This window comes from Pseudomonas sp. SIMBA_068 (assembly GCF_046534705.1).
Lineage (GTDB): Bacteria > Pseudomonadota > Gammaproteobacteria > Pseudomonadales > Pseudomonadaceae > Aquipseudomonas > Aquipseudomonas putida.
The window spans coordinates 190,901-210,819 of the sequence record NZ_JAWRYI010000011.1; the positions used below are offsets into that span (position 1 = coordinate 190,901).

Annotated in this window: 17 protein-coding genes; 7 read left to right on the plus strand and 10 right to left on the minus strand. The window is 63.5% G+C overall.

The window, feature by feature from the left end:
• Positions 1 to 158: 158 nt before the first annotated feature.
• The 7 genes from folK to dksA all read right to left on the minus strand — a co-directional run bounded on the left by folK (position 159) and on the right by dksA (position 9,046).
• Positions 159 to 638, minus strand: a complete 480-nt coding sequence (folK, locus tag SB756_RS23495; protein ID WP_341796816.1) for a 2-amino-4-hydroxy-6-hydroxymethyldihydropteridine diphosphokinase — start codon at positions 636 to 638, stop codon at positions 159 to 161.
• The gene (locus tag SB756_RS23500) at positions 635 to 2,023 is read right to left on the minus strand and encodes a polynucleotide adenylyltransferase PcnB (RefSeq protein WP_016501622.1); all 1,389 of its coding nucleotides are present in this window, start codon (positions 2,021 to 2,023) and stop codon (positions 635 to 637) included. Before SB756_RS23500 ends, folK begins: the two co-directional genes overlap by 4 nt.
• A 799-nt stretch (positions 2,024 to 2,822) precedes the next feature.
• Entirely contained in the window at positions 2,823 to 4,265 is a 1,443-nt protein-coding gene (locus tag SB756_RS23505) for a sigma-54-dependent transcriptional regulator (protein WP_341796815.1), read from the minus strand.
• Between the two features lie 4 nt (positions 4,266 to 4,269).
• Positions 4,270 to 7,245 carry a sensor histidine kinase gene (locus SB756_RS23510; protein ID WP_169725163.1) on the minus strand — a complete coding sequence of 992 codons (2,976 nt, stop codon included), beginning with the start codon at positions 7,243 to 7,245 and terminating at the stop codon, positions 4,270 to 4,272.
• A complete protein-coding gene (locus SB756_RS23515; RefSeq protein WP_003250005.1) occupies positions 7,229 to 7,405 on the minus strand; it encodes a hypothetical protein in 177 nt (58 codons plus the stop codon). The genes SB756_RS23510 and SB756_RS23515 overlap by 17 nt, the downstream gene beginning before the upstream one ends.
• A gap of 243 nt (positions 7,406 to 7,648) precedes the next feature.
• Positions 7,649 to 8,536 (minus strand): tRNA glutamyl-Q(34) synthetase GluQRS, encoded by an 888-nt coding sequence (gene gluQRS / locus SB756_RS23520; protein WP_410912073.1) that lies wholly within the window; start codon positions 8,534 to 8,536, stop codon positions 7,649 to 7,651.
• 63 nt (positions 8,537 to 8,599) lie between these two features.
• Positions 8,600 to 9,046 carry an RNA polymerase-binding protein DksA gene (dksA, locus tag SB756_RS23525; protein ID WP_016501618.1) on the minus strand — a complete coding sequence of 149 codons (447 nt, stop codon included), beginning with the start codon at positions 9,044 to 9,046 and terminating at the stop codon, positions 8,600 to 8,602.
• 210 nt (positions 9,047 to 9,256) lie between these two features.
• Between dksA and SB756_RS23530 the strand changes: the two genes are divergently transcribed.
• Positions 9,257 to 10,429 (plus strand): pyridoxal phosphate-dependent aminotransferase, encoded by a 1,173-nt coding sequence (locus SB756_RS23530; RefSeq protein WP_410912051.1) that lies wholly within the window; start codon positions 9,257 to 9,259, stop codon positions 10,427 to 10,429.
• Positions 10,429 to 11,142, plus strand: coding sequence for a DNA/RNA nuclease SfsA (gene sfsA / locus SB756_RS23535; RefSeq protein ID WP_410912053.1), 714 nt, complete (start codon positions 10,429 to 10,431; stop codon positions 11,140 to 11,142). The genes SB756_RS23530 and sfsA overlap by 1 nt, the downstream gene beginning before the upstream one ends.
• Here the strand turns inward: sfsA and SB756_RS23540 are convergent.
• Complete coding sequence (locus SB756_RS23540; RefSeq protein WP_410912055.1) at positions 11,132 to 11,449, minus strand: Rieske (2Fe-2S) protein; 318 nt, start codon at positions 11,447 to 11,449, stop codon at positions 11,132 to 11,134. The two genes, sfsA and SB756_RS23540, sit on opposite strands and share 11 nt — an antisense overlap.
• 148 nt (positions 11,450 to 11,597) lie before the next feature.
• Between SB756_RS23540 and SB756_RS23545 the strand changes: the two genes are divergently transcribed.
• Genes SB756_RS23545 through SB756_RS23560 form a run of 4 tightly spaced genes read left to right on the plus strand, consistent with a single transcriptional unit; the run spans position 11,598 to position 15,180 of the window.
• Positions 11,598 to 12,482, plus strand: a complete 885-nt coding sequence (locus SB756_RS23545; RefSeq protein ID WP_410912057.1) for a hemin ABC transporter substrate-binding protein — start codon at positions 11,598 to 11,600, stop codon at positions 12,480 to 12,482.
• 50 nt (positions 12,483 to 12,532) lie between these two features.
• The gene (locus SB756_RS23550; protein WP_162471788.1) at positions 12,533 to 13,516 is read left to right on the plus strand and encodes a FecCD family ABC transporter permease; all 984 of its coding nucleotides are present in this window, start codon (positions 12,533 to 12,535) and stop codon (positions 13,514 to 13,516) included.
• Positions 13,516 to 14,283: a heme ABC transporter ATP-binding protein gene (locus tag SB756_RS23555; protein ID WP_410912059.1), complete on the plus strand. Its 768-nt coding sequence runs from the start codon at positions 13,516 to 13,518 to the stop codon at positions 14,281 to 14,283. Before SB756_RS23550 ends, SB756_RS23555 begins: the two co-directional genes overlap by 1 nt.
• Before the next feature lie 12 nt (positions 14,284 to 14,295).
• On the plus strand, positions 14,296 to 15,180 hold the full coding sequence (locus SB756_RS23560; protein WP_410912060.1) for a ChaN family lipoprotein: 885 nt from the start codon (positions 14,296 to 14,298) through the stop codon (positions 15,178 to 15,180).
• Between the two features lie 208 nt (positions 15,181 to 15,388).
• Here the strand turns inward: SB756_RS23560 and SB756_RS23565 are convergent, their stop codons facing one another.
• Positions 15,389 to 15,667 (minus strand): TfoX/Sxy family protein, encoded by a 279-nt coding sequence (locus tag SB756_RS23565; RefSeq protein WP_016489141.1) that lies wholly within the window; start codon positions 15,665 to 15,667, stop codon positions 15,389 to 15,391.
• 244 nt (positions 15,668 to 15,911) lie between these two features.
• Positions 15,912 to 17,474, minus strand: coding sequence for an AAA family ATPase (locus SB756_RS23570; RefSeq protein WP_410912062.1), 1,563 nt, complete (start codon positions 17,472 to 17,474; stop codon positions 15,912 to 15,914).
• A gap of 115 nt (positions 17,475 to 17,589) precedes the next feature.
• Here SB756_RS23570 and mrcB point away from each other — a divergent pair, with 115 nt between their 5' ends.
• Positions 17,590 to 19,911 carry a penicillin-binding protein 1B gene (gene mrcB, locus SB756_RS23575; protein WP_016501609.1) on the plus strand — a complete coding sequence of 774 codons (2,322 nt, stop codon included), beginning with the start codon at positions 17,590 to 17,592 and terminating at the stop codon, positions 19,909 to 19,911.
• Positions 19,912 to 19,919: the final 8 nt, after the last annotated feature.

Genomic DNA, 19,919 nt, shown 5'->3' on the forward strand with positions numbered 1-19,919 from the left:
CGTCCGGGCCTAAATACGGGTATGCGGCACTTTGGTGCCACACGGGACGCCTATAGTCGTGAGCGAGGTGTGGGAAGTCAATCACCCTGTTACCGCATTGTTACGATCAGGGTGTTACTGGCGTTACCGCGCCAGTGGGCAAGGCTGGAACGCCCGGTTTACAGGCGCTCAAGGCCGACGAACGGGCAGTCGTCGAGTAATTGCGCAAGGGCGCGGCCATCTGCCAAGTGGAAATCGTCCGGCACCAGTTCGGCCAGTGGATACAGCACGAAAGGCCGGGCATGCATGTGGTAATGCGGCACTTTCAGACGTGGCTCGTCGAGCACCTGGTCACCGAACAGCAGGATGTCCAAGTCCAGCGTGCGCGGGCCCCAGCGGTCCTTGCGCACGCGGCCCTGGCCGTTTTCGATGGCTTGCAGTGCATCGAGCAGCGCCAGTGGCGGCAATGCGGTGTCCAGGGCGGCGACAGCGTTGGTGTAACGCGGTTGACCGGGCAGCAGCGAATCGCTGGTGTACAGGGCCGAAGCCGCCACCAGGCGGGTCTGCTCGACCTGGTCCAGCGCCTGCAAGGCACTGCGCAGTTGCTCGGCAGGCGCGTCCAGGTTGCTGCCCAGGCCGACGTAGGCGCGAGTCTTCACTCGGGCGCCTCGTCGCCACCGCGCTTGCGTTTGCTGGCACTGCGTTTGCGTTTACGCGGGCCGGCACCGGTGCCTTCGTCACGGCTGCCCAGCTCGCGGATCATCTCGCGGCGCTCGCTGTCGTTGGCATCCTGGTAGTCGGTCCACCACTGGCCAAGATCGTCGGTCTCTTCCCCGGCGCTTTCACGCAGCAGCAGGAAGTCGTAACCGGCGCGGAAGCGTGGGTTGTCCAGCAGCAGGTCGGCGCGTTTGCCGCTGCGCCGTGGCAGACGCTCCTGCATGTCCCAGATCTCGCGGATCGGCAGGGTGAAGCGCTTGGGAATGGCGATGCGCGCGCATTGCTCGGCGATCAGGTCGTGTGCCGCGCCGTTCATGGCCGGGATCGGCGGCACGCCCTGGTTCTGCAGGTGCAGTACACGGGCCGGCAGGGCTGGCCACAGCAGCGCAGCGAACAGGAACGCCGGGGTTACCGGTTTGCCCTGCTTCACGCGCAGGTCGGTGTTTTGCAACGCCTGGCTGATCAGTGTGTGGGCGTAGGTCGGGCGCTCGTCCAGGGCGTGCGCACTGGCCGGGAACAATGGCTCGAACAGCTGCAGGTCGACCAGCATTTCGAAGGCGATGGCGCCTTGGCCGGAGAGGAACAGCTTGAGGCATTCCTCGAACAGCCGTGCCGGCGGGATCTCGCGCAGCAGCGGGGCCAGTTCGCGGATCGGCTGAACCGTGTGCTTCTCGATACCGAAGTCCAGCTTGGCGGCGAAACGCACCGCGCGCAGCATGCGCACCGGGTCTTCCTGGTAGCGGTGGGTCGGGTCGCCGATCAGCCGCAGCAGGCGGTTGCGTACATCGTGCACGCCATTGGCGTAATCGAGAATGCGCTCGCTGACCGGATCGTAGTACAGGGCATTGATGGTGAAGTCGCGACGTTGCGCGTCTTCTTCCAGAGTGCCGTACACGTTGTCACGCAGGATGCGGCCACTGGAATTGTGCGACGAACGGTGGCTGTCGCCCTGATCGTCTTCCGAGTGGGGAGCACGGAAGGTGGCAACTTCGATGATCTCACGGCCGAAATGCACGTGAACCAGCTTGAAGCGGCGACCAATGATGCGCGCGTTACGGAACTCGGCACGGACCTGTTCGGGGGTGGCGCTGGTGGCGACGTCGAAGTCCTTCGGCGTGATGCCCAGCATCAGGTCGCGGACACAGCCACCGACCAGGTAAGCCTGGTAGCCGGCGCTCTGCAGGCGTTCCACGATGTTCACCGCGTGACGGCTGAACTGGTGGCGCTGCAGCGAGTGCTGGCTCTTGTTGATCACCTCTGGCGTGGTGCGCCTGTGGTGCGGGCCCGGTACGGGCGGGCGGAAAGACTGGAACAGCTTCTTCAGCATGGGATGCACTGTGTGAAGGAATGTTCGGCCAACAATAGGAGAATGGCCGCATGATGGGCGGGGATTCTAGCATTTACTCGGGGAATGGTGTAGGCGGGTAGCAGGATGGCTGCCAGAAGGGTAGAAACGACAAGGGGAGCCTAAGCTCCCCAAGAAGTCGTTGCGTGCTCTTATTGTTTTTTTTACTGGGCTTTTTGTTTTTGTTGAGTGCCCTGTCCACAAATCTCGAAGCTTGTGGACGACCCCCAATCCAGGGGTTAAGAGCAAACGGATTGCTTTGGCCGCTGATGTCACGTTGATCTATCGATCCAACCAGTTCAGGCGCTGCTTTTTAGTGCAGTTTTTGTTGTTCTCTGCCTGGTCGTGGGGCAAGCCCCAAACACGCATCCTCTCCAAAAGAATCAGTTAGCTGCGCCTCCGCCGTCTTGTTTTTATTGTGCGTGAGCCGTTTCGTCTTGTTCTTATTTTAGGTTGCAGTGCTTGTTATTGTTTTTGTACTAAGCATATAGCAGGTGCCGTGCCAACTTTTCAAAACCCAGTAAAATCAAGGGTTTGAGGGGTTTCGGCGAAATTTTGCGGGCTGAAATCGGGGCGATTTCGTTACCGTACACCTCGGGAACTGTTACGGCGGAAAGGTTGGGTAACAGATTTTTGTGGGAACTGATGTGTTACCTGGGGTGTTTCCGGGCCAGATGTGTTCGCCACACCCCGTTTAGCGCCTGGGAGATCGAGCGCCGCCCGCGCGGTGCTCGATCTCCCAGGCGCCGCACTTGCTGCGGCGAACACTGGGCAGGTTGAGTTACTCGCTGGTAGCGTTGCTCTTGCGCCGTGGAATGCCCAGGCGTTGACGCCGTTCCCACAGGCACTTGCGGCTGACGCCTAGCTTGCGTGCCAGTTCTGTTTCGGTCATGTGGTCCTGGTGCTCGAGCACGAAGTGCTGGAAGTAGTCTTCCAGCGAAAGGTCTTCGGTCGGCTCGTGGCTGGCATTGGCAGCACTGGCCACTACCAGCGCGTTGTTGAGGATCTCGTCCTCCTCCAGGTCGCTCAGCTCGATGTCGATGCCCAGCAGCTCGGCAGAAATTTCTGCGCTCTCGCTGAGGATCACCGCGCGCTCCACGGCGTTTTCCAGCTCACGTACGTTACCCGGCCAGCTGTAATGACGAATGGCCTGCTCGGCTTCGGCCGAGAAATGCAGGTCGTCGCGGCCGATGCGCGCACTCTGGCGGGCGAGGAAGGCGCTGGCGATCTCGTTGACGTCGCTGCCGCGCTCGCGCAGGGCAGGCAGTTTCAGGGCGATCACGTGCAGGCGGTAGTAAAGGTCTTCGCGGAACTGGCCGGCCTTGGCCAGGTTCTTCAGGTCGCGGTGGGTCGCGGCGATCAGGCGCACATCGACCTTTTGCGATTGCACCGAACCCACCCGGCGAATCTCGCCTTCCTGCAGCACGCGCAGCAGGCGGGCCTGGGCTTCCAGCGGCAATTCGCCGATTTCGTCGAGGAACAGTGTGCCGCCGTCGGCGGCTTCTACCAGGCCCGCACGCCCGGCGCTGGCGCCAGTGAAGGCGCCTTTTTCGTGACCGAACAGTTCGGACTCGATCAGTGTCTCGGGGATGGCGGCGCAGTTCACCGAGATCATCGGTGCCTTGGCCCGGCGCGACAGGTTGTGCAGGGCGCGGGCCACCAGCTCTTTACCGGTACCCGACTCGCCCTGGATCAGTACGTTGGAGTCGGTAGGCGCCACCTTGCGGATCTTGCTGTACATGTCCTGCATCGGCGGGCACGAGCCGATGATGCCGATTTCGCCATTGGCCGCAGCCGCGCTGCCTTTGTCGGCCAGTGCGGCCTTGCCATTGGTGGCGCGTGGCTCGGCAGCCGGTGCGGCAGCCGGGGCGTTCTGCCGGTCGCGCAGGATACGCGCCACGGCCTGCAGCATCTCGTCGTGGTCGAAGGGCTTGGCGATGTAGTCCACCGCGCCCATTTTCATCGAGTCCACCGCCGAGCGCAGGCTGGCGTAGCTGGTCATGATCAGCACCGGGGTGCCCTGACCGAGCTTGATCAGCTCGGTGCCGGGTGCGCCTGGCAGGCGCAGGTCGCTGACGATCAGGTCGAAGGTGGCAATGCTGAAGCGTTCCTGGGCTTCCTGCACCGAGCCGGCTTCGCTGACCTGGTACTGGTTCCGCTCGAGCAGGCGACGCAAGGCCGAGCGGATGATGGTTTCGTCTTCGACGATCAGAATGTGCGGCATTGATTCAATTCTCTCGACGGTCTCGAATTTCAGGGGACGTCGCTACGACATGCCGGGGCAGGGTCACGCGGATCCGGGTGCCACGTTGCCGTTCGATATCGGCCGGGCTGTCGATGGTGATTTGCCCATAATGCTCTTCCACGATGGAATAGACCAGAGCGAGCCCTAGTCCGGTTCCCTCGCCCGGGTCCTTGGTGGTGAAGAAGGGTTCAAACAGGCGGTCCATGATGTTCTTCGGTATCCCGCTGCCCTCATCCTCGACGATCAGGTCGACGGTATGTTCGCTGACCTCGCTGCGCACGCGTACGGCGCTGCCGGGCTTTGATGCGTCGCGGGCGTTGGAGAGCAGGTTGATCAGCACCTGGGCCAGGCGCTGCGGGTCCCCTTCGGCCCAGTGATCCGGGTTGCAGAGGTTGAAGAACTGTACTTCGAAATTGCGCCGGTTCAAGGCCAGCAGACCGATGGCGTCCTGCGCGACTTCGGCCAGGCACACCGGTTCTTCGCTGTTCTGGTGGCTGCCGCCGGCATGGGCGAAGCTCATCAACGACTGGACGATGCGCGACACGCGCTTGGTCTGGTCGAGGATCTGGCTGGACAGCTCGATGATTTCGCCATCGCCTTCGCGTTCCTCGCGCAGGTTCTGCGCCAGGCAGGCGATGCCGGTAATCGGGTTGCCGATTTCGTGGGCCACGCCGGCGGCCAGGCGGCCGATGCTGGCCAGGCGCTCGGAGTGCACCAGCTTGTCTTCCAGGGCCTGTGTTTCGGTAAGGTCTTCCACCAGCAGCACAAGGCCGCTGTTACCGGGGGCCAACGGCTCGTCGATGGCGGCCTTGTGCAGGTTCAGCCAGCGCGGCTGCCCGTCCAGTGCCAGGCGCTGCTTGTGCAGGTGCTCGTCGGGCAGGTTGATGAAACCTTGCAGTAGGCCCCGCCACGGTTCGTCGATGGTGAGCAGGCGCGAGCCGACCACGTGCTTGGCGGCGATACCGGTCAGCTCTTCCATGGCCTTGTTCCACATCAGGATTTCCTGGTCCTTGGCCAGCGAGCAGACGCCCATGGGCAGCTCCTGCAGGGTCTGGCGGTGGTAACGGCGCAGGGCATCGAGCTCGGCGGCCAGGCCGGTCAGGCGCGAGTGATAGTCTTCCAGGCGGCTTTCGATGAAGTGGATGTCTTCGGTCACGTAGTTTTCGTTACCGGACTTGTACGGCAGGAATGTTTCGACCATGTCCTGCGCCACGCTCGGCCCCATCAGGCCTGACAGGTTGGCCTCGATGCGGTCGCGCAGGCGGCGCAAGGCGTAGGGGCGACGCTCGTCGAACGGCAGGTAGAGGTCACGCAGGGCCTGTTCCACTTCCTTTTGTGCGGCCTTGGCGCCCAGCGGCTTGGCCAGTTGGGTGGCGAACTCCTGTGGCGAGGCGGCGTGCAGCTCGCGGCGCTGCGGGCGGCGTACGTTGTCCACGGCGCAGGCTTCGGCCGCGCTGACTTCTTCTGTGCTGGCGTTGGTGAACAGCGAGATCAGGGTGAACAGCAAAACGTTGGCCGCCAGCGAGGCAATGGCCGCCATGTGCCAGCTGGTATCGTCCAGCACATAGATCATGTCCAGCAGCGGGATGTAGAAGCCCTGCAGATTGCCCAGCAGCGGCAGCAGCATGGTCACCATCCACACCAGGGTGCCGGCCAGCAGCCCGGCGATGAAGCCGCGGCGGTTGGCGGTGGGCCAGTACAGCACCGACAGCACGCCCGGCAGGAACTGCAGGGTGGCGACGAAGGCGACGATGCCCAGGTTGGCCAGGCTCTGGTGGTTGTTCTGGGTCAGGTAGAACATGAAACCGGCGGTGATGATGGCGACGATCAGCGCGCGGCGGGTCCACTTCAGCCAACGGTAGATATTGCCTTCGGCCGGGGGCTGGTACAGCGGCAGCACCAGGTGGTTGAGGGCCATGCCCGACAGCGCCAGGGTGGTGACGATGATCAGGCCGCTGGCGGCCGACAAACCGCCGACGTAGGCCAGCAGTGCCAATGCTTCGTTGTTGGCGGCAATCCCCAGGCCCAGGGTGAAGTACTCGGGGTTGGTAGTGGCGCCCAGGCGCAGGCCAGCCCACAGCACCAGCGGCACGGCCAGGCTCATCAGCAGCAGGAACAGCGGCAGGCCCCAGCTGGCACTGACCAGCGAGCGCGGGTTGAGGTTTTCGGTGAAGGCCATGTGGTACATGTGCGGCATGACGATGGCCGAGGCGAAGAACACCAGCAGCAGGGTGCGCCATGGGCCTTCCTGCAGCGGGGTGTGCAGCGCGGCCAGGGCGGTCTGGTTCTGCAGTAGCCACACTTCCAGCTCGTGCGGGCCGCCGAATACGCCGTACAGGGCGTAAAGCCCGATACCGCCCAGGGCCAGCAACTTGATCACCGACTCGAAGGCGATGGCAAACACCAGGCCTTCGTGTTTTTCGCGCGTGGCGATGTGCCGCGAGCCGAAGAAGATGGTGAACAGGATGATCAGCGTACAGAAGGCGAAGGCCACCCTGGCCTTGACCGGCTCACCGGTGAGGATGCTGATCGAGTCGGCCACCGCCTGGATCTGCAACGCCAGCAACGGCAGCACGCCGATCAGCATGATGATGGTGGTGAGTGCCCCGGCCCAGGTGCTGCGGAAGCGGAACGCCAGCAGGTCGGCCAGCGATGACAGCTGGTAGGTGCGGGTGATCTTGAGGATCGGGTAGAGCAGCACCGGTGCCAGCAGGAACGCGCCGGACACCCCCAGGTAACAGGCAAGGAAGCCGTAGCCATATTGGTAGGCCAGGCCCACCGAGCCATAGAAGGCCCAGGCACTGGCGTACACGCCCAGCGACAGGGTGTAGGTGAGCGGGTGGCGAATGATCGAACGCGGGATCAACCCCCGCTCACTGATCCAGGCCACGCCAAACAGCACCATGAGGTACCCGGCGCTGATCAGGATCATCTGGGTCAGGCTAAAGCTCATCGGCATCTCGTTGGCTCTGCAGGATGAAGGTGACGACGATCAGGATCAGCCAGAGCAGGTAGGGGCGGTACCAGGCTCCGGTCGGTTCGATCCACCAGTCCATGATGGCCGGGGAGAACAGGTAGATCCCCACGACCAGAAGCAGGACCAAACGATAGATGTACATGCTGGCCTCGATGGTTGGGCGCTGCGGGCTTGGACTTATTATTGGCGCAAATGGCTGGGGGGATGCTAGCGGGAATCCATTGCGTTAGCCAAGGTTTTGAAATTATTGGGCTTTTGTTTTTGAGGGTTGGTTTGCCTGTGCTGGCCCTTTCGCGGGTAAACCCGCTCCCACAGAACGGCACCGCCTTCGAAACCTGTGAGGAACTGTGGGAGCGGGTTTACCCGCGAAAGGGCCGGGCCTGCCTCAGCGCAAATCAGCCTCTGGCACCGTGGTCCGCTGCGCGATTGCCTCCGTCCGCCACTGCTTGCGGGCTATCGCCAACACTTCAGCCGGCGTAGCCAGTAGTAAATCGGGGTCTGTCTCTTGCCCCAGCGCCCGCAATGCCCGTAACAGCAGCGGTGTGGCATGCTCCGCCTGCAAGGGCGGCGAACGGTACGATTTGCCCAGCTTGTGCCCATCTGGCTGCACGATCAGCGGAATATGCAGGTAGCGCGGCTGTGAGAAGCCCAGCAATTCCTGCAGGTACAGCTGGCGGGGGGTGTTGTCCAGCAGGTCGGCGCCACGCACGATGTCGGTCACACGTTGCCAGGCATCGTCCAGCACCACCGCCAGCTGATACGCATACAGCCCGTCGCGGCGCTGGATGACGAAGTCGCCCACCTCACGCCCCAGGTGCTGCTGGTACTCGCCCTGGACCCGGTCGGTAAAGCGGTAGATCAGCTCTGGCACGCGCAAGCGGATCGCCGCACCTTCCCGGGCATGGCCAGCGTTACGGCAAAGGCCTGGGTAGATGCCGTTGTAACCCTCCAGCTGTTTGCGCGAGCAGGTACAGGCATAGGCCAGGCCCATGTTGAACAGGCGGTCGACTACTGCGGCATAGGCATCGTGCCGCTGGCTCTGGAACACCACCTCGCCATCCCATTCCAGCCCGTAACGCTCCAGGGTCTGCAGGATCGCATCACGGGCCCCGGGCATTTCCCGAGGTGGGTCGGTGTCTTCCATGCGCAGCAGCCAGCGGCCGTTGACGGCACGGGCATCGAGCCAGGAGGCGAGGGCGGCGACCAGCGAGCCGAAGTGCAGGAAGCCGCTGGGGGTCGGGGCGAAGCGCCCGATGTAACTGGAGTCGGTCATGGTCAGGCTGGGCATATAAATGAAACGGGGCGCATCAAGCGCCCCGTTCAGGTGGAAGAAAGATCAGCCTTTGCCGACCGTTTTTTCCTTTTTCTCGGCGATTTCCTTGCAGTCGAAGCACAGGTCGGCGGTCGGACGTGCTTCCAGGCGGCGCAGGCCGATTTCGATGCCGCACGATTCGCACCAACCGTAATCTTCGTCCTGGATCTTCTGCAGGGTCTTGTCGATTTTCTTGATCAGCTTGCGCTCGCGATCACGGTTGCGCAGCTCAAGAGCAAATTCTTCTTCCTGGCTGGCACGGTCGGCCGGGTCCGGGAAGTTCGCAGCTTCATCCTTCATGTGGTCTACGGTGCGATCCACACTCTGCATGAGCTCGCCTTTCCAGGCATTGAGAAGCTTGGTGAAGTGCTTCTTCATGGGCTCACCCATGTACTCTTCGCCCTTGGTCTCTTTATAGGGCTCGACACCGTACATGGTTTGACCGGTTTTTTGCTTTTCTACGGTGGACATGAATAGACCGCCTCTCACTCATCTGATCCAATGCGCAGGATGCTCCATCCCCGGCGACCGCCGGCCCTGCGACTGCGAGCCGCCGAACTTACCAGATAGATCGGGGGTGCGCTACCCCGCCCGATCCTGCTTATTGACATCGGCGCGAGCCGTACGTTCGTTGGCGTGCAGAGGTAGAATCTCCAGTTTAGACGCAATTGAGAGAAGGTCATGGCCCACCCCTACAGTGCGCGCAGCCGCGCCATCGAACCCTTCCACGTCATGGCGCTGCTGGCCCGGGCCAACGAGCTGCAGGCGGCCGGGCACGACGTGATCCACCTGGAAATCGGCGAGCCGGACTTCACTACGGCTGCGCCGATCGTGGCTGCCGGCCAGGCGGCACTGGCCGCCGGGCACACCCGCTACACCGCCGCACGCGGCCTGCCGGCACTGCGCGAAGCGATCGCCGGCTTCTATGGTCAGCGTTATGGCTTGAATATCGACCCGCAGCGCATCCTCATTACCCCAGGTGGTTCTGGCGCGCTGCTGCTGGCCAGTAGCCTGCTGGTCGACCCGGGCAAGCACTGGTTGCTGGCCGACCCGGGTTACCCGTGCAATCGCCACTTCCTGCGGCTGGTCGAGGGCGGGGCGCAGCTGGTGCCAGTGGGCCCGGAGGTGAATTACCAGCTGACCGCCGACCTGGTCGGGCGTTACTGGGACAAGGACACCGTCGGTGCACTGGTCGCGTCGCCGGCTAACCCGACCGGTACCGTGCTGGGGCGCGAAGAGTTGGCCAGCCTTGCCGAGGCCACCCATGAGCGACACGGCCACCTGGTGGTGGACGAGATCTACCATGGCCTCACTTATGGCATGGACGCGCCAAGCGTGCTGGAAGTCGACGACTCGGCGTTCGTCCTGAATAGTTTTTCCAAGTATTACGGCATGACCGGTTGGCGCCTTGGCTGGCTGGTAGCCCCACCCGGCGCGGTGGGCGACCTGGAGAAGCTGGCGCAGAACCTTTACATCAGTGCACCGAGCATGGCCCAGCATGCCGCGCTGGCCTGCTTCCAGCCCGAGAGCCTGGCCATTTTCGAAGAACGCCGGGCCGAGTTCGCCCGCCGTCGCGACTATCTGTTGCCCGCCCTGCGCGAATTGGGCTTCCGCATTGCCGTCGAGCCGCAGGGGGCGTTTTACCTGTATGCCGACATCAGCGCCTTTGGCGGTGATGCGTTTGCCTTCTGCCGGCATTTCCTGGAAACCGAGCACGTGGCCTTTACGCCGGGCCTGGACTTCGGCCGCCACCTGGCCGGGCACCATGTGCGCTTTGCCTACACCCAGAGCCTGCCGCGCCTGGAAGAGGCGGTGCAGCGCATTGCCCGTGGCCTGCAGAGCTGGCAAGGCTGATGCAGTTCTATCCCCCACTCGAACAGGGCCGCCTGCTGCGCCGTTACAAGCGCTTTCTGGCGGACATCGAACTGGCCAGCGGCGAACAGCTGACCATTCACTGCCCGAACACCGGCTCGATGCTCAACTGCATGCGTGAAGGCGGGCAGGTGTGGTTCAGCCGCTCCAACGACCCCACGCGCAAACTGCCGGGCACTTGGGAAATCAGCGAAACCCCGCAGGGGCGGCTGGCCTGCGTGAATACCGGGCGTGCCAACGCGCTGGTCGAAGAGGCACTGCGGGCCGGCGTCATCACGGAACTTGCCGGGTTCACCGCGCTCAAGCGCGAAGTGGCGTACGGTGAGGAAAGCAGCCGCATCGACTTTCGCCTGGAGTTCGACGGTGCCCCCGCGTACGTCGAGGTCAAGAGCGTGACCTTGGGCTACCCCGACAGCACAGTTGCAGCCTTCCCCGATGCGGTGACACAGCGCGGTGCCAAGCACCTGCGCGAGCTGGCGAAATTGGCCCGCCAGGGTGTACGGGCGGTGCAGTTGTATTGCGTGAACCTGACGGGCATCGACGCCATACGCCCAGCTGAGGAAATCGACGCAGCCTATGCCCAGGCCCTGCGTGCGGCGGTGGCGGACGGCGTGGAGGTGCTGGCCTACGGCACCCGTCTGGACGCCGAAGGCATTGTTGTTGATCGCCGCCTGCCGGTGCTGGTTACGCCATAAGCCAGATGCCCTGGCTGTCCTCGTGACAGCCCAGGGCCAGCAATTGCTCACCTTCGCAGGGCCCGGCTACGCACTCGCCGCTTTCAATCAAAAATAGCGCGCCATGGTGGGCGCAGTGGATGAGGCTGGCGCTGTCATCAAGAAAGGCATCTTGCGCCCAGTTCAGCGGGATGCCGCGGTGTGGGCAAAGGTTGCGGTAGAGGTACACCTGGCCCTGGCGGCGTACGCCGAACAGTTCGAGGCCGTCTACGCTGAAGGCGCGGCTTTGGCCTTCGGCCAGGGCGTGGGAGGTACAGAGCAAGTGCATGGCGAGGACGACTCATGAAACAGATGATGACTTGACGCGTCAATGCGAATAATTATCAAATTTCCCGCATTCGCTGCGCCTGGCTACCTATGGTGCGCAGTTCTGCCGTCCGCCACAAGGCGCGCGGCTCGCCCTCAGAAGGAACCCGATGATGCGCCGTCCAGTCGCCTTGCTCGCCCTGTGCGCAAGCCTTGTGCTCTCCACCCAGGCCCTGGCGGCCGAGTTGCCGCAACGCTGGGTCAGCGCGGGTGGCGCCCTGAGCGAGTGGATAACGGCACTGGGCGGTGAAGCACGGCTTGTCGGTGTGGACGCCACCAGCCAGCATCCGGCATCGCTGAAATCACTGCCCAGCGTGGGCTACCAGCGGCAGTTGTCGGCTGAAGGCATTCTCAGCCTGCGCCCGGATGTACTGGTGGGCACCGAGGAAATGGGCCCGCCGCCGGTCCTGGCGCAAATCCGCAAGGCCGGTGTGCAGGTGGAGTTGTTCTCCAGCAAGGCCGAACTGGCGGCGGTGGATGCAAACCTCAAGCATCTGGGGCAGTTGCTTGGCGCAGAGCAGCAAGCTTTGGCGTTGGCGGCGGGTTACCACCAGCAAATCGAGGCTGTGCAGGCCAAGGTCAAGCAGGCTCAGGCCGGGCAAAAGGCACCTGGGGTGCTACTGCTGGTCGGCCACGCCGGGGCCAAGCCCCTGATCGCCGGGCAGGGCACTGCGGGTGACTGGCTGCTGGGCCAGGCAGGTGGGCACAACCTGGCAGAACATCAGGGCTACAAGAACTTCTCCAACGAAGCCTTGGCGGCGTTGGACCCGGACGTGATCGTGTTTTCCGACCGGGCGCTGGCCGATGAGCAGGCCTTGCAGGCGCTGTTGAAGGAAAACCCCGCGCTGTCTGCCTCGCGGGCTGTGCGTGAGAAACGCCTGGTGTCACTGGACCCGACGCTGCTGGTGGGCGGGCTTGGCCCACGCCTGCCATCGACCTTGCAGTCGTTGGCAGCCACCTTCTACCCGGCAGCCCAGGCCAGCTTCGCGCAATGAAACAGCGGGTCCAGCCACGTACGTTGTTCATATGTCTGAGCCTGCTGTGCCTGTTGGCGGTCTGGCTGTCGCTGGCCCTGGGGCCGGTCAGCCTGCCGTTGTTCGACACCCTGCGCGCCGGCCTGCGCCTGCTGGGGCTGCCGATTGCGGCTGACGGCCTGCAGCAGGCCGAGATGATCCTGGGCCAGATCCGTCTGCCGCGGACTTTGCTGGGGCTGGCGGTGGGTGCGGTGCTGGCTCTGTCCGGCGTGGCCATGCAGGGGCTGTTCCGCAACCCGCTGGCCGATCCAGGGCTTGTGGGGGTTGCCGCTGGGGCGGCGATGGGGGCCGCGGTCGCCATAGTCGGTGGTGCCTGGTTTGGCGGCATGCCGGAGGCTTTCGCGCCGTATCTGCTGTCGTTCTGCGCTTTTGTCGGGGGGCTTGGCGTAACCGCGTTGGTCTACCGTCTGGGCCGGCGCGATGGCCAGACCAACGTCGCAACCATGCTGCTGGCGGGCGTGGCCATGACTGCGCTGGGCGGCGCGGCCGTTGGGCTGTTCTCTTACCTGGCCGACGACGCCACCCTGCGCACGCTGACGTTCTGGAACCTTGGCAGCCTGAACGGTGCCAGCTACGAACGGCTGTGGCCGTTGCTGCTGGTGGCGGCGGGGGTAGCGGTATGGCTGCCACGCCGGGCCAAGGCGCTGAATGCCCTGTTACTGGGTGAGTCGGAGGCGCGCCACCTGGGCGTTGACGTTGAGCGGCTCAAGCGCGAGCTGGTGTTCTGCACGGCGTTGGGCGTAGGTGCGGCAGTGGCTGCAGCAGGGCTGATCGGTTTCATCGGCCTGGTGGTGCCGCACCTGGTGCGCTTGCTGGCCGGGCCTGATCACCGTGTGGTGCTCCCGGCCTCGTTGCTGGCGGGGGGCGTGCTGATGCTGTTCGCCGACCTGGCGGCGCGGCTACTGCTGGCACCTGCCGAGTTGCCGATTGGTATTGTCACGGCTTTCATCGGTGCGCCGTTCTTTCTGGTCCTGCTGATACGAGGGCGCAGCTGATGTTGCAAGTCGAAGGCCTGCACCTGCGGCGGGGAAGCAATGAGGTGCTGCACGATATCAATCTGCAACTGAGCCCGGGACAGGTGGTGGGCGTGCTAGGCCCCAACGGTGCCGGCAAGAGCAGCCTGCTGGGTGTGCTGTGTGGCGAGCTGGCGCCCGACCGGGGGCGGGTGACGCTGCAGGGCCGGCCCCTCACCGATTGGCCTGGGCAGGAGCGGGCCAGGCGCCTGGCCGTATTGCCACAGGTGTCCAGCCTGGGTTTCTCGTTCCGGGTCGAGGAAGTGGTGGGCATGGGGCGCATGCCCCATGGCACCGGGCAGCGGCGCGATGCGGAAATTGTCGAAGCGGCGTTGCAGGCGGCGGATGCCTGGCACTTGGTGGAGCGCAGTTACCTGGCGTTGTCCGGTGGCGAACGCCAGCGGGTGCACCTGGCCCGCGTGCTGGCGCAGCTGTGGCCAGGCGAGGAGGGGACCACGCTGCTGCTCGACGAGCCGACCTCGATGCTCGACCCACTGCACCAGCACACTACCCTGGAGTCCGTGCGCCGCTTTGCCGACCGCGGCGCCGCGGTGCTGGTGATCCTGCATGACCTGAACCTGGCAGCGCGCTACTGTGACCGTATCCTGTTGCTGGAACAGGGGCGCAGTCATGCCTTGGCCTCGCCTGAAGAGGTGCTGACGCCAGCGGCGTTGAGGGCGGTTTACGGAATCGATGTGCTAGTGCAGGCGCACCCGGAGCGTGGGCATCCACTGATCATCACCCGCTAGGAGGCATTGCCGATGCGTCATCCGCTGCTGTCCGGTTTCTCGCTTTGCCTGATGTTGGCACTGGGTGGCTGCCAGGCCAGCCTGCCGCCGTTGCCCGCTTGGCAGAGCAGTGAGGGGCTTACGCATGCCGAGTTGGGGCACATTATCAACCTTGCCAGCGGCCAGGCGATCAGCCCAGAGCAACTGGTGCAGCGCTTGGCGGGCACCCCTCGGGTGCTGGTGGGCGAAAAACACGACAACCCGGACCACCACGCGCTGCAACTTTGGCTGCTGCGCGCGTTGCAGGGGCAGCGCGTGCAAGGCAGCCTCTTGCTGGAAATGCTGCAGCCCGAGCAGCAAGCGCTGGTCGACAAGGTTCAGGGGCAGCCCCTGCCGGCAGACTTGCCCAAGGCGCTGGCCTGGCAGGAGGGTTGGGACTGGCCACTGTACGGGCCGATAGTGCGTGAGGCCTTGCAGCAGAGAGTGCCACTGCTGGCGGCCAACCTGTCGCCTGGCGAGATGCGCCAAGCCTATCGACAACCCGCCTCGCTGACCGGCGAAAGGTCCAATGCGCCAGCGGTGAAGGCTGCCTTGCTGGAGCAGGTACGCGCCGGGCATTGCGGTATGCTGCCGGAAAACCAGTTGCCAGCGATGCTGGCCGTGCAGCAGCAGCGCGACCGGCGCATGGCCGAGCGTTTACTGTCGGCGCCGCAGCCGGCGCTGCTGTTTGCCGGGGCATATCACGTGCGCAAGGACTTGGGCATACCCTTGCACCTGGCTGATCTGGGGGCGTCGGGGGAGAGCAAGGTATTGCTGCTGGCCGAGGTGGGCGAGCAGGTTGAGCCAGGCGAGGCTGATTACGTGTGGTACACGGCGGCGACGCCGGAGCAGGATTACTGCGCGCAGTTTCGCCAGTAGTGTGCACGGTGGTAAAGCCAAGCCAGGCGGCACAAAAACCACAGGCAAAAAAAGACCCGGCAAAGAGCCGGGTCAATAACCGTGATTAGCCTGATGAGGAGATAATCTGAGAGTCCGAACCAGGGGCTCTTAGGTTATCCAACCAGTCTCGCGACCAGTTGTGATAATCATAACGATTCTCATTTCGTAGTCAATCCCCTTCCCACGATTATTTTGGATTTTTTTGCGTAGGGTTTTTCGCGTCCAGTTGTTGATTGAGCGCTTCTTTGCGTTCAAGTGGCAGATCGTTCCAGTGCATGTCCAGCAGGGCGCCTTCGATGGCGTACAACAGCACCTTGGAAGCGCGGAACCCTCGTGTCTTTACGGCCTGGTATGCACCCACCGCACCCAGGCGACGCAGGTCCGATGCACTGTGGATGCCGGCGGCATGCAGCCACTGCGCAGAGGTCTTGCCAAGGTTCTTCAGGTGCTGCAATTCATCGTTCATCGAGCCTCCTTGCGATGGCTGAACGTGGATTGGAGGATAAATCGCGAGCAGGTCAGAGAGGAGTGTAGCGGGGGTTAAGAAATGCGCGGCCTTTTGCCATCGGGGCGATGAGCTGTCGGGACCTGTGCCGGCCTCTTCGCGGGTGAACCCGCTCCCACAAGGTGCTCTACAACCCTCAAGGTTGGCGTAGTACCTGTGGGAGCGGGTTTACCCGCGAAGGGGCCGGTACAGGAAAGCGGCGAACTTACAGGCCAGGCAAACGCTGGCGAATCTGCTCGATCACCTGGTCCATGCTGCCAGCATCCTGGGTATCGACCCGGGTGCTCTGGACCAGCTCCTGCGCATCCAGGGCTTCACGGCTGGCCTGCTGGGCCATGACCACGTCCAGGGTGGCATCCGAAGGGTCGGCGTTTTCGGCTAGACGCTGCTTCAGCCAGCTGGCGATGACTGCCTCGGGTGCGTGGCAGTCGAGGATCAGGAACGGTACACCGGTCTGGCTGGCAACGTCTGCCGCAGCTTGCCGCTGTTCATGCTTGAGGTAGGTGGCATCCAGCACCACCGGGAAGCCGGCGCGCAAAACGGTTGCTGCAACTTCGTGCAGACGTTGGTATGTGGCAGCACTGGCATCCTGGTCATAAATGCCGGAGGTGAGCTGACCGGCGTTTTCTTGCGGCTGTTCGCCGAACAGGCGCTTGCGCTCGACATCGGAGCGCACACGAATGGCGCCCAAGGCCTCGACCAGACGCATTGCCACGTGGCTCTTGCCCACTGCCGAGACGCCATGGGTAACGGCCAGCAGCCGCGAAGGGATGGCGCTGTAGCTTTCGGCCAGGTTGGCGTAGTTGCGATAGGTGCGCAGGGTGGTGGCCCGCTGCACGCCGTCGGCATTGGCCGGCATGCTGAAGAGCGCGACTTTGGCCCGTACCAGGGCGCGATAGGCTTTGTAGAAGTTGAGCACTTCCAGGCCTTCATAATCGCCGGTCAGCTCCAGATACTGGCTGATGAAGCGTCGTGCCAGGCACTTGAGGCCGCGATCTTCCAGGTCCATGGCCAGGAAGCCGGTGTCGGCCCACACATCGGTCATGCGGAACGGCTCGTTGAACTCGATGCAGTCGAAGATCACCACCTGGCCGTTGATCAGGGTAGCGTTGCCCAAGTGGATGTCACCATGGCACTCGCGGGTGAAGCCATTGGCCTTGCGCGAGGCGAACAGGCCTTGCAGCCGCTCGAAACTGCTGCGGGCCCAAGCCTGCAGGTTGTCCAGTTGCAGCAGATCGGCCTTGTCGCTGAGGAATGGGCGGATCTGCTCGAAGTTCTGCTCGACCGGCGCCATGACGCTTTCAGGCGAGCCGTAGGGCTGCTCGGCCGATACCTTGGGGGTCTGCAGGTGGAACTCGGCGATTTGCCGGGCCATCTGGTCGATGTGCGCGGCATTCAGCTCGCCATTGGCCTGCAGGGTGCTGAGCATCTGCCCCTGGGGGAACTGGCGCATCTTCAGCGCGTATTCGATGGCTTCGCCGTCGCCACCGATCTGCGGCGCTTCGACGCTGCCGGTAACCGGCAATACCTCCAGGTACAGGCCGTCGGTCAGGCGTTGGTTCAGGCGCAACTCTTCATTACAGAAATGCTGGCGCTGGCCCAGTTCGGTGAAGTCGAGAAAGCCGAAGTTCATCGGTTTCTTGATCTTGTAGGCGTACTCGCCGGTGAGTAGCACCCAGGAGATATGTGTCTCGATGAGCTGGAACCCATCCACGGGGTGAGGGTACAGGGCAGGGTTCTGCAGCGCAGTGATAAGGGCTTGGCTCACGGGAAATCCTTCCGGGGGCAGGGAATTCGAATGCGCCATTATGGTCAATGGTGCCGTCCCTGCCTACCGCTGGGCCGTCTGCCCAGCCTTTATAAAGTGCGTATAATCCGCCGCCATGACCCGAACCCGAAATCCCCGTACCCCTCAGAAACGCCCGACCGGCCGCTCTCGCGCCTGGCTGGGCTGGGCTTTGAAGCTCAGCCTGGTAGGCCTGGTGATCGTTGCCGGCTTCGCGGTTTACCTTGACGCTGTTGTGCAGGAGAAGTTCTCCGGCAAGCGCTGGACCATCCCGGCCAAGGTGTATGCCCGGCCGCTGGAGCTCTTTACTGGTCAGAAACTGAGCAAGAACGACTTCCTTACCGAACTCGACGCGCTCGGCTACCGGCGTGAAAGCGCGGCCAATGGCCCGGGTGCAGCGGCCGTCAACGGCAACACCGTCGACCTCAATACCCGTGGCTTCCAGTTCTACGAGGGCATGGAGCCGGCGCAGTTCGTGCGCGTGCGCTTCTCCGGCGATTACGTGGCGGGCCTTTCTGCCGCCAACGGCAAGGCGCTCGACGTGGTGCGGCTGGAGCCGCTGATGATCGGTGGCATCTACCCGAAGAACCTCGAAGACCGCATCCTGATCAAGATCGACCAGGTGCCCAAATACCTGCTCGAAACCCTGGTGGCGACTGAAGACCGCGACTTCTACAGCCACTATGGCGTGTCGCCCAAGTCCATCGCCCGGGCCATGTGGGTCAACACCTCGTCCGGCTCGATGCGCCAGGGCGGCAGTACCCTGACCCAGCAGCTGGTGAAGAACTTCTACCTCAGCAGCGAACGCAGCCTTAGCCGCAAGCTGACCGAGGCGATGATGGCCATGCTGCTTGAGTTGCACTACGACAAGCGCGAGATTCTCGAGGCCTACCTCAACGAGGTGTTTGTCGGTCAGGATGGCCAGCGTGCCGTTCACGGCTTCGGCCTGGCCAGCCAGTTCTTCTTCAGCCAGCCGCTTTCGGAGCTGAAGCTGCATCAGATCGCCTTGCTGGTGGGCATGGTCAAGGGACCGTCCTACTACAACCCGCGGCGATACCCTGACCGCGCTCTGGCCCGCCGCAACCTTGTGCTCGACCTGGTGGCCGAACAGGGCGTCGCCAGCCAGGCGGAAGTCGATGCTGCGAAGAAGATGCCGTTGGGCGTGACCAAGCGCGGCAGCCTGGCCGACAGCTCGTTCCCGGCCTTCCTCGACCTGGTCAAGCGTCAGCTGCGCCAGGACTACCGCGACGAAGACTTGACCGAAGAAGGCCTGCGTATTTTCACCAGCTTCGACCCGATCCTGCAGATGAAGGCCGAAACCTCGATGAGCGAGACCTTCAAGCGCCTGTCGGGGCGCAAAGGTGCTGACGAGGTGGAATCGGCCATGGTCGTGACCAACCCGGAAACCGGTGAGGTACAGGCGCTGATCGGTAGCCGCCAGGCAGGCTTCGCCGGTTTCAACCGGGCCATCGATGCTGTGCGGCCGATCGGCTCGCTGGTCAAGCCGTCGGTGTACCTGACTGCGCTGGAGCAGCCGAGCAAGTACACCCTGACCAGCTGGGTGCAGGACGAGCCATTTTCGGTCAAGGGTGCCGATGGTCAGGTCTGGCGCCCACAAAACTATGACCGTCGACCGCATGGCACCATCTACCTGTACCAGGGGCTTGCCAACTCGTACAACCTGTCGACCGCCAAGCTCGGCCTGGAAGTGGGCGTGCCCAATGTGATCAAGACCATTGGCCGGCTGGGGGTAAATGTCGACTGGCCAGCCTTCCCGGCCATGTTGCTGGGTGCCGGCGGCATGTCACCGATGCAGGTTGCGACCATGTACCAGACCATCGCCAACGGCGGTTTCAACACCCCGATGCGTGGTATCCGCAGTGTGCTGACTGCCGAGGGCGAGCCGCTCAAGCGCTACCCGTTCCAGATCCAGCAAACCTTCGACCCGGGGGCCATCTACCTGGTGCAGAACGCCATGCAGCGGGTCATGCGCGAAGGTACCGGGCGCTCGGTGTACAACACCTTGCCGCGCTCGCTGACCCTGGCGGGCAAGACCGGTACCAGTAACGACTCGCGCGACAGCTGGTTCTCCGGCTTCAGCCAGGACCTGCTGGCCGTGGTGTGGATGGGCCGTGACGATAACGGCAAAACCCCCTTTACTGGTGCCACCGGTGCCCTGCAGGTGTGGACCAGCTTCATGAAGAAGGCCGACCCGCTACCGCTGGACATGCCGCAGCCGGACAACGTGGTGCAGGCCTGGATCGACCCGTACACTGGCCATGGGTCTGATGGCAGCTGTCCGGGAGCGGTGCAGATGCCGTATATTCGCGGGAGTGAACCGCCCGCCGGCGCGACCTGTGGCGGCGAGCAGAATCCTGCAGAATCAGTCATGGACTGGGTCAAAGGCTGGATGAATTAAGCGCAGGC

Excerpts from the sequence above, each read along its gene's own strand:
- mrcB (WP_016501609.1), top strand. The coding sequence starts at position 17,590 with ATGACCCGAACCCGAAATCCCCGTACCCCTCAGAAACGCCCGACCGGC.
- SB756_RS23530 (WP_410912051.1), top strand. The coding sequence starts at position 9,257 with ATGGCCCACCCCTACAGTGCGCGCAGCCGCGCCATCGAACCCTTCCAC.
- SB756_RS23505 (WP_341796815.1), bottom strand. The coding sequence starts at position 4,265 with ATGCCGCACATTCTGATCGTCGAAGACGAAACCATCATCCGCTCGGCC.
- SB756_RS23565 (WP_016489141.1), bottom strand. The coding sequence starts at position 15,667 with ATGAACGATGAATTGCAGCACCTGAAGAACCTTGGCAAGACCTCTGCG.
- sfsA (WP_410912053.1), top strand. The coding sequence starts at position 10,429 with ATGCAGTTCTATCCCCCACTCGAACAGGGCCGCCTGCTGCGCCGTTAC.
- SB756_RS23545 (WP_410912057.1), top strand. The coding sequence starts at position 11,598 with ATGATGCGCCGTCCAGTCGCCTTGCTCGCCCTGTGCGCAAGCCTTGTG.
- SB756_RS23515 (WP_003250005.1), bottom strand. The coding sequence starts at position 7,405 with ATGTACATCTATCGTTTGGTCCTGCTTCTGGTCGTGGGGATCTACCTG.
- SB756_RS23540 (WP_410912055.1), bottom strand. The coding sequence starts at position 11,449 with ATGCACTTGCTCTGTACCTCCCACGCCCTGGCCGAAGGCCAAAGCCGC.
- SB756_RS23555 (WP_410912059.1), top strand. The coding sequence starts at position 13,516 with ATGTTGCAAGTCGAAGGCCTGCACCTGCGGCGGGGAAGCAATGAGGTG.
- SB756_RS23560 (WP_410912060.1), top strand. The coding sequence starts at position 14,296 with ATGCGTCATCCGCTGCTGTCCGGTTTCTCGCTTTGCCTGATGTTGGCA.
- dksA (WP_016501618.1), bottom strand. The coding sequence starts at position 9,046 with ATGTCCACCGTAGAAAAGCAAAAAACCGGTCAAACCATGTACGGTGTC.
- SB756_RS23510 (WP_169725163.1), bottom strand. The coding sequence starts at position 7,245 with ATGCCGATGAGCTTTAGCCTGACCCAGATGATCCTGATCAGCGCCGGG.
- SB756_RS23500 (WP_016501622.1), bottom strand. The coding sequence starts at position 2,023 with ATGCTGAAGAAGCTGTTCCAGTCTTTCCGCCCGCCCGTACCGGGCCCG.
- gluQRS (WP_410912073.1), bottom strand. The coding sequence starts at position 8,536 with ATGACCGACTCCAGTTACATCGGGCGCTTCGCCCCGACCCCCAGCGGC.